This window comes from Sphingomonas sp. Leaf208, assembly GCF_001421415.1.
GTDB lineage: Bacteria > Pseudomonadota > Alphaproteobacteria > Sphingomonadales > Sphingomonadaceae > Sphingomonas.
The window spans coordinates 186,958-201,386 of sequence record NZ_LMKH01000001.1 but is presented as its reverse complement, the minus strand read 5'-3'; the positions used below and the strand labels follow the sequence as shown (position 1 = coordinate 201,386).

The 14,429-nt window shown below is 66.1% G+C and carries 12 protein-coding genes; 4 read left to right on the top strand and 8 right to left on the bottom strand.

The features are described from left to right. Window position 1 precedes the first annotated feature (1 nt). The 4 genes from ASE69_RS00765 to ASE69_RS00750 are packed head-to-tail and all read right to left on the bottom strand — an operon-like array spanning window position 2 to window position 5,279. Window positions 2-2,389 (bottom strand): TonB-dependent receptor domain-containing protein, encoded by a 2,388-nt coding sequence (locus ASE69_RS00765; protein WP_162236820.1) that lies wholly within the window; start codon window positions 2,387-2,389, stop codon window positions 2-4. Further along, complete coding sequence (locus ASE69_RS00760; RefSeq protein ID WP_082452754.1) at window positions 2,376-3,389, bottom strand: FecR family protein; 1,014 nt, start codon at window positions 3,387-3,389, stop codon at window positions 2,376-2,378. The genes ASE69_RS00765 and ASE69_RS00760 overlap by 14 nt, the downstream gene beginning before the upstream one ends. Beyond that, window positions 3,361-3,918 carry an RNA polymerase sigma factor gene (locus tag ASE69_RS00755; protein WP_235517877.1) on the bottom strand — a complete coding sequence of 186 codons (558 nt, stop codon included), beginning with the start codon at window positions 3,916-3,918 and terminating at the stop codon, window positions 3,361-3,363. Before ASE69_RS00755 ends, ASE69_RS00760 begins: the two co-directional genes overlap by 29 nt. After that, window positions 3,915-5,279, bottom strand: coding sequence for a lipopolysaccharide biosynthesis protein (locus tag ASE69_RS00750; protein ID WP_235517875.1), 1,365 nt, complete (start codon window positions 5,277-5,279; stop codon window positions 3,915-3,917). Before ASE69_RS00750 ends, ASE69_RS00755 begins: the two co-directional genes overlap by 4 nt. Window positions 5,280-5,390: 111 nt before the next feature. Here ASE69_RS00750 and ASE69_RS00745 point away from each other — a divergent pair, with 111 nt between their 5' ends. Then, window positions 5,391-6,614, top strand: coding sequence for a hypothetical protein (locus tag ASE69_RS00745; RefSeq protein ID WP_235517874.1), 1,224 nt, complete (start codon window positions 5,391-5,393; stop codon window positions 6,612-6,614). Window positions 6,615-6,678: 64 nt separating this feature from the next. Continuing rightward, entirely contained in the window at window positions 6,679-7,599 is a 921-nt protein-coding gene (locus ASE69_RS00740; RefSeq protein ID WP_056481559.1) for a hypothetical protein, read from the top strand. On the opposite strand, the gene ASE69_RS00735 is transcribed toward ASE69_RS00740, so the two are convergent. The 3 genes from ASE69_RS00735 to ASE69_RS00725 form a co-directional block, all read right to left on the bottom strand. Continuing rightward, window positions 7,571-8,638, bottom strand: coding sequence for a glycosyltransferase family 4 protein (locus tag ASE69_RS00735; RefSeq protein WP_056482897.1), 1,068 nt, complete (start codon window positions 8,636-8,638; stop codon window positions 7,571-7,573). The genes ASE69_RS00740 and ASE69_RS00735 overlap by 29 nt on opposite strands. Before the next feature lie 11 nt (window positions 8,639-8,649). Further along, window positions 8,650-9,732, bottom strand: a complete 1,083-nt coding sequence (locus tag ASE69_RS00730; RefSeq protein WP_056481556.1) for a glycosyltransferase — start codon at window positions 9,730-9,732, stop codon at window positions 8,650-8,652. An 82-nt stretch (window positions 9,733-9,814) separates the two neighbouring features. Further along, window positions 9,815-10,618: a SirB1 family protein gene (locus tag ASE69_RS00725; protein WP_056481553.1), complete on the bottom strand. Its 804-nt coding sequence runs from the start codon at window positions 10,616-10,618 to the stop codon at window positions 9,815-9,817. Between the two features lie 107 nt (window positions 10,619-10,725). On the opposite strand from ASE69_RS00725, the gene ASE69_RS00720 reads away from it, so the two are divergent. Beyond that, a complete protein-coding gene (locus tag ASE69_RS00720) occupies window positions 10,726-11,310 on the top strand; it encodes a glutathione S-transferase family protein (protein ID WP_056481550.1) in 585 nt (194 codons plus the stop codon). Between the two features lie 253 nt (window positions 11,311-11,563). Next, entirely contained in the window at window positions 11,564-13,525 is a 1,962-nt protein-coding gene (locus ASE69_RS00715; RefSeq protein WP_056481547.1) for a putative bifunctional diguanylate cyclase/phosphodiesterase, read from the top strand. 8 nt (window positions 13,526-13,533) lie between these two features. Here ASE69_RS00715 and ASE69_RS00710 read toward each other — a convergent pair whose 3' ends face one another. Then, a complete protein-coding gene (locus ASE69_RS00710) occupies window positions 13,534-14,376 on the bottom strand; it encodes a crotonase/enoyl-CoA hydratase family protein (RefSeq protein ID WP_235517873.1) in 843 nt (280 codons plus the stop codon). Window positions 14,377-14,429 lie beyond the last annotated feature (53 nt).

Below are 14,429 nucleotides of genomic sequence, written 5' to 3'. Positions count from 1 at the left end.
ATCACCAGCCTATCGAGCCGCCCAGCCTAAAGGTGCGCGGGCGCAACGGCGTGTATTCGTTTCGGGCGGCGAGCGCGAATGGGTTGCCGCCTGCAAAGCGGTCTCCCTTCACGTCGAACACGTTCTCGACCGTCGCGGTCAGCCGAACGTTGTTGCGCGTCCACGTGCCGCCAAGGTGCGCGCTGCCATATTCGCCCTGCGAGACGTCGAGCGGCGCCTGCGTGCCGACGGTCGATCGGCCGACATACCGCCAACCCGCATCGACGCTGGCGCGCGCATCGGTGCCGATCGACCAATCATAGCCGACGCTCCCCGACACTGCGAACGGCGGTGTATTGGGCAGTCGGGCGCCGACCTGCCGACGCAATGCCGGATCGGGATCGGTGACGCGCGTCTCGTTGAGGAACATCGCCATGTCGATCTTCAAGCCGGACAGCGGCACCCAGTTGGCGCTCGCCTCCAGCCCATAGATATGGCTGTTGCCGAGATTGGTGGTGAATGGAAAGCCGGATTTGTCGACCAGATCCGCCTGGATATGCCGCCAGTCGGTCAGCGAAGCACCCATCGATGCGGAAAGCCCAAGCGGTCCATGCCGCTCCTTGCGCAGTCCGATCTCTCCAACATGGATTGTATCGCGAACAAGGTCGGTAACGCGTCCGACGCCCGGCGCTACGGTGATCCCGCCGGTCCGAAAACCCGATTGGTAGCGCGCATACGCTGCCAGCGTCGGAGTCAGCAGCCAGGATACGCCGAGCGTCGGATCGAGGCGCGTCGAACTTAGTCCGCGGATGTATGTCGTCGTCTTGAGCTTGGCGATCGGATCACCGTCGGTGCGCTGATGCGTCAGTCGTGCCCCCGCGGTGATCGTCAACGCCGGGCTGATCGCGAGCCCCGCCTCGCCGAACACCGCTGCGTCGAGCGTGCGATTGGTGACGCCGACGATGTCGCGCAGCTTGTCGGGCTCGCCGTATTTGCGCGCATAGGCATCGCGCGCGTGGATCAGCGCGACGCCGACCAGCCAACCGGCGCCGTTCGGCTTTGCGCGGGAGAGCCGTGTCTCGTGCGAGAACAAGCGGCTGCGTTCGTCCGTGTCATAGGCGATTGGCGCGTTCGGACGGATCGGCCGCGTGGCGTCGAACCGGCTCTCCGCATCGCGGTGGACGAACCCGGTCGCCGAAACGAGGTGCAGCCCGTCCTCCCAACGCCTGTCGACCACGACACGCCCGAGGAAATATTGCTGGCTGAACGGCTGCGCCAGCAGGGACGCGCGAGAGAGCGATCCCATTCCGCGCTCGGCATATTGCAGGTCGGGGGCGGTCAAATCCTGGATCACGACGCCCGCGTCGACCGTCCACCCGCTTGCCGGAACGACACGTACGTCCAGGCGTCCGCCCGTCGTCGCAACGCGGTTGACGTTGCGCAGGCCGCGGCGGATATCGTCGATATAGCCACCTTCGACGACCCGGTAGCCGACCGCGCGTACGCCAGCGACGCCAGCCTTGATCGGTATGTTGACCATCCCGGCGATATCGCCGCCCGGATCGCCCGACTTGGTCGCGCTGACGCCGCCCGACACATTGGCCGACACCCCTGACAGATCCACCGCGTGCGGCACCAGCCGGACGATTCCCCCGATCGCGCCTGCGCCGTACAGCGTGCCCTGCGGCCCCTCGAGCACTTCGACCTGATCGACGTCGTACAGGTTGAGGCCGGGTTCGGGACCGTTATACGCGACCGGCACCTCGCCAAAATAGACGTTGGCGGTCGATTGCGTCGGTCCGGTGAAGCTGCTGTCCGCGACCCCGCGAATGAACAGCTTGTTGCGACCAGCACCCAGCGCCGTACTCTGCAGGATCGGCGTCGCGGCGATCGCCTCGTCCATGCCGTTCGCGGCATCGTTGCGGATGTTCACGGCGCTTGCCGGTCGCAGGATGGTGAGCGCGCCGGGAAAGCGTAGTCGCGACGTCGCGCGCTTGGTCGCGGTGACGATGATTTCGGGCGACACTTCGACCGGCGGTGGCGTCAGGGGGCGTTTCGGTTGGCGTTCGCGTGCGACTGGCTGCCGGACGACGGCGCGACGAACGATCCTAAAGCTGCCTCCGCCAAGCCGTTGCGCGGTGTACGGGGTGCCTGCGAGCATTTGGTCGAGGGCTGCGGCCGCGGTTAGTCGGCCCCTCGCCCCCCGCGTCATGACCCGTGACAATCCAGGCTCCGCACTGCCGATGTCTACGCCCGACTGCTGCGCAAGCACCGCGATCGCGCGATCGAGCGGCCCCGGCGCAACGGCGAGCGCCCGGCGCTCCGCTGCATCAGCGGGCGTAGACAGCGACGGCGTAAAAAGAGTGGCGGCGATGAGCGATACGGCCAGGTTGATTTTACGGACCGGCATGGCCCCCAACCAGACGCCAGCGGCCATTAACATGCTCCGCTCGAGCACCGATCAGCGCTGCGACGCGAGGAATCAGGCTGTCGGCACCGCCCGTCACGCCGATCGATCCGGTGAATCGCGTTTCCGCCAGTCCGGGTGCGACGCGCACGACCGTACCGGTGTTGCGTTCCAATGCTGCGGCGACGAGCCGCACCGGCGTCTGCTGGAACACCAGCCGGCCTTTACGCCAGCTGCCGACGTCGTCGATCGCGATACCCGACATCCGCGGCGCGCCGCCATCGACATGCGACAGTGCCGCACCCGCGGTCAGCATGATGCGTTCCTGTTCAGGCTGGAACATCACCGCACCCTCGGCAACCTGAACGCCGAGATGCGTACCGACGCGCGCGACGTTGAAGACGGTGCCGACGTCCTGCAACCGCATCGTCCCCGACTGGACGACGAAGGGATGCGCGGCGTCGTGCGTGACCCGGAAGATCGCCTCGCCGCGTTCCAGCGTGACCAGCCGCGCATTACCGTCGTCGACCGCTAGCCTGGTGCCGCCGTTCAGGTCGATACGGCTGCCGTCGGCGAGCGTTACGCTGCGGCGAACCCCGGCGGGTGTCTCGATGATCCGTGCCGCCGTCTTTGACGGGTTTTCCAGCGGCAGCATGACGCCGACGATCCCCGCGGCCGCCAGTCCGCCGACGGCTCCCATCACCCAGCGCCGCCGCGGTGTCGGTCGGTCGTCATTGGCGGCGACCGGGGGGATCGCCTGCGACCAGTCTGGCGGGCTCAGCGCGTCGGTCAGTTCCGCGTCCGCGACCGCCAGCGCGTCATAGGCGCGTGCGTGCTGAGGATCCGCCTCCAGCCAGTCGGCGAACGCCGTCCATGCGCCTCCATCGGCAGTCGCCAAGCGGAGGTGCCACGCGACCGCCTCGGCCGCGGCGTCTTCGCCGTAACCCGGGCCGTAATCGCCGTCCTTGCCCCACTCACCGACCATCGCGCTGGTCCTCCTCATGAGTGAGACGTCCTGCCTGCGGGATATCCGCACCGGAATTGCTCCGTTGCAAGTGAATTCGCAGGTACGCGCGGTGCAGCAGCTTCTCGACGCCACTGACGGTGATCCCCATCTGCTCGGCGATCGCCTTCTGCGGAAGGTCCTCGAACCGGTAGAGCCGGAACGCGGTCGCGACGCGATCGGGCAGGCCGGCGAGCGTCGCCTCGACCCGACCGAGCCGTTCGCGCGCGATCAACGCGCGTTCGGCATCGGGATGTTCGTCGGCGGTCGCCTGAGTCTCGAGCCAGCCGGTGTCGCGGTCCGCCCGCCGCGCCGCGCGACGGCGGCGGTCGACCGCGATGTTGTTCGCCATCCGGCAGATGTAGCCGAGCGGTTCGGCGATCGGACCGCCGGTCACCGTCTCCAGCTTCAGCCACAGATCCTGCAACGCATCCTCCGCCTCCTCGACGCTGCCCAACCGCGCGACGAGCAACCGGAGGAGCATCGCACGCTCGGCGAGGAATACGGCACGCAGCCCGCCGAGCGTCACGCCGGGTCGGCCTTCGCATCGCGGCGGAACAGCACCGCCAGCGCGACGATCGCGACACCGTTCTGGAGCAGCGCATGCCACCCTGCCCCGTCGGTCCCGAACGCCCACAGCATCGCGGGCAGCAGCGGGTAAAGCGCGAGGCTGGTGACGAGGCCGATGGTCATCGAGCGGCCCGGCAGCCCGAGCGCGGTCAGTCCCGAGGCTAATGGTGCGCTTGCGAGCCCCGCGGCCCGCGCGCCGGCAATGAGGATCAAGAGGACCGTGCCGCCCTCAAAGCTCGCGCCGCCTAGCGTCACGAGCAGGCGGTTGCCCGCAAAGGCAAGGACCAGAACGATCGGCAGCGCTACTGCGAGAGCCAGTCCCGCGCTGCGCCAGACCGTGTGCCGCAACGCCTTCAGATCACCGCGCGCGACCTGGGCGGCGAGCACGGCGTAGCTCGCCTGGCTCAGCAGCACCGTCGGCTGGGCGAGCAACGACGTCGCGCGCTGCGTCAATGCGAGCAATCCTGCCGCCGCTGGCCCGAGCAACCAGCCGACCGTCAACGGCGCGAGGTTCGGCGCGAGCTCCCGGACTGTGATGTCGAAGTTGGTGATGAGGATGAAGCGCTTGAGCCCGTCGGTATCGCGCGCAGTGCCGCGCCACGGTCCGCGCAACCGCTCGCCGGCGGCGAGCTTGCGCCACGCGCCCCAGCCGAAGCCCCACATCGCCAGACCCTCGGCGACGGCAGCGACGAGCCAGACCGCGATGAAGCCGATCAACCCGCCGCCCGCGAACCAGACTCCCAGAGCGCCGACTAGGCGGATCAGCGGCGACACCGCCTGGTGGATGCCGATCAGGTCGAACCGGTCGGCGATCTGCAGCAGTCCTTGTGGAGTCGCGCGGACCGTCGCGATCACCGCGAGCGAATAGGGAATGGCAATCCGGATCGTGTCGGGCGACCAGCCGAGCCGTGGTCCGATCAGCGGCACCAGCAACGCGGCCACGACGACCGCTATGGCGCCGCAGCCGAGCTCGATCACCGCCATGAACCGGACGATCCGCGCGAACCCGGCCCGATCGCCTGCCTCCAGCGCGAGCCCGCCATACCGCACCACGCCGTGAAAACCGGAGAACGCCAGGACGCTGCCGATTAGCACGGCATAGGCGTTGACCAGCACCAGCACGCCGTAATCGGCCGCGCCCAGCCGGTGCGTGACGAGCACCAGGTAGACAAGGCTCATGACGCCCGCCGCCGCCTTACCGCCGAGCAGGTGGCCGAGGTTCGCCAGCACCAGCCATAACCCCGACCGATCGCCGCGTCTTGCTCCAGCTCTGGCGGAGTCCGCCTGCCGGGACGTCATACGGTGGAGAAGCGAACGCATCGCGAGCGCTTAGACGCCCAGCGTTGCGCCGACGAACGGAAAGTTCCGCGCGATTGGCCAGATGACAAAATATTTAGTGAGGATGACCGGTGCCCGGAACGTCTACCGGCGATGAAGATCGGTTTTCTGTTCAATCACGACCAGGTTCATCAGGTCGCGCATGCCCTCCCGACCGCGCTGGCGATGGCGGAGGGCTATCCCGATGCGGAGATCGTCGTCGTGACCACCAACGCACGGCTGACCGACGAAGTGCGACGGTTATGCGCGCGGCTTGGCGTCACCGTACCGCTGGTCGAACTGGGCCTGCGTCGTGCATCGACGCGTGCGCTGTCCGGCGCGCTCGAATGGGCACTGCCGGTGACCAAGATCGGTATCTACCGCGACAATCTCGATTTCTTCCGGTCGCTCGATGCGCTGGTCGTCGCCGAGAAGACGTCGCTGCTGCTCAAGACGCGCTATGGCCTCGACGATCTCAAGATCATCCACACCCGCCACGGTGCGGGCGACCGCGCGATCGGCTTCAACAAGCATAGCGCGACGTTCGATCACGTCCTCGTCTCCGGTAGCAAGATCCGCCAGCGCCTGCACCGCGAGGCCGGCGTGCCGTTCAACCGGATGAGCCTGATCGGCTATCCCAAGTTCGATCTGATGCCTGAGCCGGCGCCGCGCCTGCCGTTCCAGGCGAACGGCAAGCCGACCGTGCTCTACAACCCGCATCCGTCGCCGCATCTGTCGTCCTGGTACGCACAGGGCCGCGCGGTGCTCGAGCATTTCCTGCACGACGACCGCTATAATCTGATCTTCGCGCCGCACGTCATGCTGTTCCACCGCAAGTTCGTGCTGACGATCGACAAGTTCCGGATCGACCGCGCCGGCGTGATCGAGCAGCGGTTTCTCGACGCGCCGAACATCCATGTCGATCTCGGGTCGGCCGCGTCGACCGACATGACCTATACCGCGGCGGCGGACATCTATCTTGGCGACGTCAGCAGCCAGGTGTACGAATTCCTCCACACGCCGCGTCCGTGCCTGTTCCTCGATGCGCACGCGACGCCGTGGGACGGCGATGCGAACTATGCACACTGGCAGGCGGGCGAAGTCGTCACCGGTACCGAGGACCTTGGCGCCGCGCTCGATCGCGCGGTGGCGCAACACGACCGCTATCGTCCGGTCCAGCGCGCGCTGTTCCAGCGCAGCTTCGAACTGACCGCGGAACGTTCCGCCGTGCGTGCGGCGCGCGCGGTGATGAGCGTGCTCGGCGATACCGCCCCGGCCGTGCTGCTCGAGCGCGAACTGGAGACGGCAACCGGACTGCAGGGGTTGCGCGTAGCCTAATCCGCCGCGAGAAGGCCCGCGCGGCGCCCCTGTCGGGCGGTGCGTTTGGGATCGATCGACCACCGTGGCTCTACGCAAGGATATCTGGCGCCCCGCGATCGTGATGGCGACCGCCGAGGCGATCGTCGCGCGCGGCTCGATCGAGGGGTTCCCCCTGATGTGGCTGCCGCCGATGGGCAGCTTCCAGTTTCTCGCCGACCCGTTCGGGTTGTGGCGCGACGGACGGCTGTACGTGTTCGTCGAGACTTACGACTACCGCGTCCGGATCGGGGCGATCGAGGTGCTGGTCTATGATGCCGACTTCCGCCTGGTCGACCGTCAGCCGGTGCTGAACGAGCCCTGGCACCTGTCCTACCCACTTGTGTTCGAAGCGAAAGGCGAGACGTGGATGCTGCCCGAAGCGCATCGCTCGAACCGGCTAACGCTGTATCGTGCGGCTCACTTCCCGACCCGGTGGGAGCCGGCGCATGTCATCGAACTCGATCATGTCGCGGTCGATGGGACGCCGGTGTTCCACGACGGACGGTGGTGGCTGTTCTACACCTCGGCCGACCGCGAGCCGGACAAGATGAGCGCGCTGCACGTGGCCTATGCGGACCGGCTGGCGGGACCGTGGATGCCGCATCCGATGAACCCTGTGCGGGTCGACGTCGCGAGCGCGCGACCGGGCGGAATGCCGCTGGTGATCGATGGCCGGATCGTGCTGCCGGTGCAGGATTGCAGCCGGACCTATGGTGGCGCGATCCGACCGTTGACGATGACGGTCTTGACGCCCGATCGGTTCGAGGCCGAAGTGGGCGACGCGATGGTCCCGCCGGCCTCTTCCGCGCCGTTCGTCGAGGGGTTTCACACGCTGTCGGCGGCGGGGCCGGTGACGCTGGTCGATATGAAGCGTACCGAATTGTCGCTCCACGGGCTTTCGATCGAGGCAGTACGCGAGGTCAAGAAACTGGGCCTCAAAAGGCGCGCATCCGTTCGAGGATAGCGAGGCCGGTCGCAGCGAACCGCTCCGGCCCGAACGTCGCGAGAACACGCTCGCGACCCGCCTGCCCCATGGTCGCGAGTTGCGCCGGCTTGGCAAGCGCGCGAGATATCGCGGCGGCGAGTGCAACCGGATCGGCCGGTGGGACCGTGGAGCCGGTCTCGCCTTCGACGATGCTGCCGGGAAGTTCGCCGACCGCCGAAGCGATCACCGGGAGCCCTGCCTGCATCGCCTCGTGCGCGGCGACGCACAGGCCTTCCGAGCGCGATGGCTGCACGTAGAGATGGCAGCTTGCCAGGAATGCCGCAGGGTCAGCTACATAGCCCGCGAACCTCAGCGTCTTGATACCGAGCGCGACCGCGCGAGCTTCGAGAGCGTCCCGTTCTGCGCCGTCTCCCGCGATCACCATCTCGTACGGCGTCGACGTGTCTAGCAATGCCAACGCCTCGACCAGTACGTCGTAGCCCTTCACGCGGTGGAGGCGGCCGAGGCTGCCGATCCGGATCGGCTGGCACGGTTGCCACGGCGTCGCCTGAAGCGCTTCTGGATCCGCGCGGAAGATCGACCATTGGACGAGCCGCTCGGGGGGGACGTGGAGACGTTCCGCGGTCAGTCGCGTCACCGCGGTGGAGTCGCCGACCCACAGTCGCGACAGGCGCTGCATCGCGCGCAGCAAGATGCGGTTGGCCGGCTTGAGGAACGCAGCGTGCTGCCAGCTGACGACCGGCCACCCGCGTCGGACCCCGACGATCTGGCCGAGCAGGGTCGCGCGGGTAAGGGAGGTCCAGAGATGCGTCGGCGCCCAGTCCTTCAGGATCGCGTCGAGCCAGCGGAGTGCGGCCGCGTGATCGGTCTCGCCGCCATCACGGACATGCACGTCTAGCCCGGCGGCGCGCATCGCGGTCTCGCCGCGACGGTCGCGTGCGGTCAGTGCGAACACCGCCACCTCCGCGCCGCCGTCGCGCAACACGCTGAGCACTGCGGGCACGGGGGACGCGGCGCCACCGCCCTCGACTGAATTGATTACGTAAGCGATCCGCATCGGGCGATCGGTCACGCGCGCAGCCTTGCAAACAGATCGAGATACTCGGATGCAACTGCGCCGATTCGATGATGCGCGACCAACGCCGCCAGTGCCTCCGGATCGTGCGGAGACTGCGCGAGCATTGCCGCGATCGAGCGAGCCAGCGCATTGCTGTCGTCCAGAGGCACGACCATGCCCGCGCCCGGCGCGTCGAGCAGCTGTGTTGCCGGGGTACAGTCGGTCGCGACCACCGGCCGCCCCGCTGCCAGAGCCTCGACCAGGACCGCCGGATAGCCTTCGAAATCAGATGCCAGCACGAACAGCCGCGCGGTATCGAGCCAGGGCCGGATGTCCGCGACATACCCGACAAGCTCTACCCGATCGGCCAGACCCAGTGTCTCGCTCTGCCGACGTAACGCATCCGCCTCCGGGCCGTCGCCGACGATGACTAGACGCGCCTTACCTTTCGGCAGTTTTGCAAAGGCTTCGATCAAGCGCGCGAACCCCTTTTCGGGTACCAGTCGTCCCGCGGCGAGCACGATCGGCGGCTTCGTTTCGGGGATCAGCAAAGGCGGCGCAGAGTCGTCGCTCAGCGCGGGCAACGCGATCGTCGTCGTCACGGGACGGCGCAGGATCCGGTCCGCCTGATCGCGCGCGACGTCCGACAGCGCGACCACTGCCTGCACCCCGCGAAGAAGGTGTCGCATCCGAACCTCGAACGCCCATTGCCGCAGCCGACCGCGCTGCGGCTTGTCGAGCGCTGCACTGACCTGCGCGACCACGGGTATGCCCGATCCGGCCAGCGCGGCGGCGATCGGCCAATGGAAATTACCGGGAATGAAGACGCTGTCGAACCGTCGCTGCTCGACGAACACGCGCGCGGCCTGCGCCAATCGCCGCCGCGAGGCCGATCCACGCGGGATCGGAGGCTCGGCAACGACGATCTCGACCGCTTCGCCGGCCAACGCCCGAAGCGGCCCGGCATCCGAACCGGCAAAGATGGTGACTTGGACACCCCGCTTCGCCCAAGCCTCGGCCAGACGCACGGCAACGCGTTCGGTGCCGCCCAGCGCGAAATCATGGAGGACGATGAGGATCGACAGCGCGGCCATTCCCGCGCGGTTAGCGCCGACAGCGCGCCGACGCCAAGCTTTGTTAGGTCGGGACCCCGTGCCCCGACACGAAAAAGGAGAGCTAGGCCGGAGGCAGAGACCCCAGCGTATCCGTCACGCGCCGCCGCAGTTCGGGATCGCGCGTGATCTCCAACATCGCGCTCAGACTGCCGCGCGCGGCCGTCACGTCGCCGTCGACCAGTTCCAGGCGCGCGCGCTCCCACCACGCGTGCCCGTAGGCAGGCGCCATCAAAGTCATCCGCGCGTACAGTTCGAGAGCGCGTCGGCCATGCCCCGCCTGCTCGGCGCGCGTCGCCTGATTCAGCAGCAGCCGCACCAGGATCGCGCGGTTCGGCATCGTCGCGATGTGGTTAACCGCGGCGGCAGGCCCGTTGCTCGATGCGAGCACCAGGGCGGCCAGCGTCTCGCGATCGACGCGCATCCCGCCGCGAAACGGATCGACGATCACGGGTGCAGCTTCGGCCCCCACCGTCACCAATACGTGCCCGGGAACATCGAGCGCGTTGGCCGTCCATCCGATTCGGCGTGCCGCACCCACGTAGAGAATGGACAGGCTTACCGGCAGGCCACGGCGCCGGTCGATCACACGGATCATGTCGGCGTTGGCGGGGTCGTCATAGGTCTCGCGGTCGCCGACGAAGCCGAACTCCTCGCCCAGCACTTCCGACAGGACATTGGCGCGCTCTTCGGCGGTACGGGCGCCTCGGCCGACCGTATCGAGACGTTGCGACACAGCATCGATCAGCGCACGATAGGGTGTCGGATCGGTGTCTGGATGATCGAGCAACGCCAGCGAAAGCGCGGCCTCATCGAGAATGATGTCGTCCTCGTCGAGGAGACCGAGGCGGATCAGATTGTCGTTCATCGACCGGAGATGGGTGCGCGCAGCGGTGCTGCAATAGCGGGGATCAGGTGTCGGTCGCAGCTATCGGCGTGCTTGCGCGTTCAGGAAGATCAACGCGGAGACCATCGATGAAGCTCTATTATTCCCCCGGCGCTTGCAGCCTCGCAGATCACATTGCGCTGCACGAAGCCGGGCTTTCGTTCAAGCACGAGAAGGTCGATCTCAAGGCCAAGCGGACCGAAAGCGGCGCCGACTATGCGACGATCAACCCCAAGGGTTACGTCCCCGCCCTGACCCTGGACTCGGGCGAGACGCTGACGGAGAATATCGCCATCCTCGACTGGATCGCGCATCAAGATAGCGCGCTGAAACCGAGCGGAGCGATGGGGCATACCCATCTGCTCATGGCGCTCGCCTTCATCTCGACCGAGATCCACAAGAGCTTCAAGCCGTTCTTCTCGGGCGGAAGCAATGAGGAGAAGGCGAAGGCCAGCGAGACGATCATCAAGCGGATGGGCTATCTCGCCGACACGATCGAGGGCGATTATCTGTTGGGCGACACCGTCAGCGTGGCGGACTGCTATCTGTTCGTGATGCTGTTGTGGGCGGCGAAGAACCAAATCGACGTGCCGGCGCCACTGCAAGCATTCCGGGAACGGATGAAAGCGCGTCCCGCAGTTCAGACGGCGATGCAGCATGAGGGGCTGATCTGATGTGGTTGGGCGTCAAGGGTCGCTGTCCGAACCGGTCGTTCGACTTCACTCGGAGTCGGTGACCCTTGTCGCGATTGGCTTACCGGTCTGACGCATACGCGGAGCGCAGTAACGATCCGCTTGACCACGCGTGTTCTGCGGACGCGCAGGGTCTCCATCACGGTGTCTTCGACATCCCTGACTCACGTACCGAACGGGGGCAAATCTCGCTTCATTCGTTTCTTTTAAATCTTCGACGTCCATGGACGATTGAATGAGTGGCTTAATCTCTCGTCTCAGACAGCTACGGCAATCTGACCAGGCGATCGCCGCGTCGGTTCGTGCCACCCTGCTGGAGTCGCTATACGCATCCCCGCAATCGCTGATCATCGGCGCGATTACCAGCAGCGGTATTACGGGCATCGTCGCTTACGTCAGTGGCAATCGATGGCTGGTCGTCTGTGCGTTGGCGATCGCGCTGGTTGCGGGAATACGAATGATCGACGCGCTGAAGCGACCGGGTCGGGCCGCCCGCACGAGATCGTCGAAAAACAGCTGGGCGGCACGGCAGGAATTTATCTATCGGGCGGGCGCACTGGGGTATTCGGCCCTGCTCGGCACGTTCGGGCTTTTGACGCTCGTCCATAGCGACGACGGTGTCCTTCAACTGCTCGCGGTGACGACGACGATCGGATACGCTGCAGGGATTGCCGGTCGCAACGCTGGACGGCCGTGGATAGCGCTGTCCCAATTATGCTTCGCCTCGCTGCCCCTGACCGTCGGGCTGGTCGTTTCGATGCAGCCGCTGAAAATGGCACTGGCTGCGGTGATAGTCCTGTTCGTCGTGGCGATGATGGACATCACCTTACAGACTTATGGCGTCATCCTGAAGGCGACGCTGGTATCCCGCGAGAAGGCGGCGCTCGCCGAACATCATGCTGCCGTCGCCCGCCGCGACGACCTGACCGGCGTCGCCAACCGGACGGCGTTCCGCGAACAGTTCGAGTCGCGGTTGCAGGCTCTAGGTCACGGCGACCGACGCCTCGCCATATTCTGGATCGATCTGGACCGGTTCAAGGAGATCAACGACTCGTTCGGGCATTTGGCCGGTAATGCGCTGCTCGCAGGGGTGGCAAAGCGGCTCGACACCGAATTCGGCGCAACCGGGATCGTGGCCCGGCTGGGCGGCGACGAGTTCGCGGTGATCTGCGACGTCGTCTCGCAAACAGAAGCCGTCGCGAAGGGCGAACGGATCATCGCGCTCGTCGAGCAACCAGTCCATCACGACGGCCGCGCGTTGTGCGTCGGGGCATCGCTCGGTATCGCGCTCGCACCATCCGATGGCATCGACGCGGACACGTTGTTGAAGAATGCCGATCTCGCTTTGTACCGCGCAAAGGAGAGCGGCCGCGGCCAGATGCGGTTCTACGAACCGCTGATGGACGAGAAGATCGAACGGACGCGCGATCTGGGCGCCGAGATGCAGGGGGCGCTGAAGCGTGGCGAGTTCCATCTCATGTTCCAGCCGATCTTCGACCTGACCGGCCAGCGCATATTGTCTTGCGAGACGTTGCTGCGTTGGACCAACCGCCGTTACGGCGCGATTTCGCCCGCCGAGTTCATACCGATCGCGGAGGAGAATGGGTTGATCGTCGTGATCGGCGACTGGGTAATCCGGGAAGCGTGCCGGACCGCCAACGACTGGCCTAAGGACGTGACCGTCGCCGTCAACTTGTCACCGATCCAGCTGCGATCGACGAACATGCCGACCGTCATCATGAGCGCGCTGGCCGCCAGTGGCCTGGCAGCGGACCGCCTGGAGCTGGAGGTGACAGAATCTGTCCTTCTCGAGGATATCGATGCGTCGCTGGCGGCACTGGACGCGATCAACCGCCTTGATGTCCGGACCACGCTCGACGACTTCGGAACAGGCTATTCCTCGCTCAGCTATCTGACCAAGTTTCCCTTCCAGACTTTGAAGATCGATCGATCGTTCATCACGGACCTCGAGCAGAGCCCGGCATCGGTTGCGATCGTCCAGACCGTGATCGAACTGGCAGCCAAGCTGGGTATGCAGACGGTGGCCGAAGGGGTCGAGACGCAGGCGCAACTCGAACAGTTGCGCCGTACCCGCTGCGATGCGGTGCAGGGTTTTCTGCTGGCACATCCTATGCCGGCAAGCATGGTCATGACGATGCTTGCCGGCAAAGACGTCAAGGCGTCAGGCCGCTCCTGAGCGGGACGCTACGCTGCCTTGTCCAACAGCCGCGTCTGCGCACCAACCAGGCGGCGCATCAGCTTGAGGTCCGCCTCGCTAAGCCTGAGCGCGGCATCCGCCCATAGATCCACGACCGCCTGCAGCTCGACGAGCGGCAGCGGATTGACCGACCGAGAAGCCTCGTAGATCGCGCAGTGGCCGCTATGCCGTCGACGATTTTGACGAATGTAGCGCTCGACTTCGGCACGGCCCATGCCGGGATCGGCGAGCGCGTGGACGATGCCGAGATCGTACAGCTCTTCGGCGGTGTACGACCGGCCGCTCAGGATCATCTGTTCCGCCCGCGCCGCGCCCAGGCGCCGGGACAGGAAGCAATGCGCCCCCATGCCTGGAAAGAGACCGAAATTGGTTTCGGGCAGGCCGAAATGGGTGCCGCGTTCGGCGACCACGACGTTGAACGACAACAGCGCCTCGAACCCACCCCCCAGCGCATCGCCTTCCACCAACCCGATCGTGATGATCGGTTGATCGAGGCTCAGCATGTTGCGATGCAGGATATGGACACATGCACGGCCGTAGCGGACGAGCGCCTCCCGATCGCCGTTGCGGATGTGCGCCGAGAAGAGATCGAGGTCACCGCCCAGGGAAAACACGCCGGGAAAACGAGATCCGAGGACGACATACCGGATCGGCATGGTAGCCGACGACCGTGCGGCTGCGATGTCGTTCTGCCACTGGGTGAACTCGGCGAGCAGACTCGGGTTGAAGCTCGGCCGGCTGCGTTGGCGCATGTAGGTCCAGAGGGTTTCGAGTTCGCTGTCGAAATGCGTTTCCAGGTCGACGAACTCGAACGGGCGCCGGCTGGGCACCGCGCTTAAGGAATGAATTGAGGCCTCGTGAAGCTCTTGGTGCCTTTCGGAGG

Bases quoted from the DNA above. Each gene is read 5' to 3' on its own strand.
- ASE69_RS00720 (WP_056481550.1), top strand. From the start codon at position 10,726: ATGAAGCTCTATTATTCCCCCGGCGCTTGCAGCCTCGCAGATCACATT.
- ASE69_RS00735 (WP_056482897.1), bottom strand. From the start codon at position 8,638: ATGCGGATCGCTTACGTAATCAATTCAGTCGAGGGCGGTGGCGCCGCG.
- ASE69_RS00765 (WP_162236820.1), bottom strand. From the start codon at position 2,389: ATGCCGGTCCGTAAAATCAACCTGGCCGTATCGCTCATCGCCGCCACT.
- ASE69_RS00750 (WP_235517875.1), bottom strand. From the start codon at position 5,279: ATGCGTTCGCTTCTCCACCGTATGACGTCCCGGCAGGCGGACTCCGCC.
- ASE69_RS00745 (WP_235517874.1), top strand. From the start codon at position 5,391: ATGAAGATCGGTTTTCTGTTCAATCACGACCAGGTTCATCAGGTCGCG.
- ASE69_RS00760 (WP_082452754.1), bottom strand. From the start codon at position 3,389: ATGAGGAGGACCAGCGCGATGGTCGGTGAGTGGGGCAAGGACGGCGAT.
- ASE69_RS00715 (WP_056481547.1), top strand. From the start codon at position 11,564: ATGAGTGGCTTAATCTCTCGTCTCAGACAGCTACGGCAATCTGACCAG.
- ASE69_RS00725 (WP_056481553.1), bottom strand. From the start codon at position 10,618: ATGAACGACAATCTGATCCGCCTCGGTCTCCTCGACGAGGACGACATC.
- ASE69_RS00730 (WP_056481556.1), bottom strand. From the start codon at position 9,732: ATGGCCGCGCTGTCGATCCTCATCGTCCTCCATGATTTCGCGCTGGGC.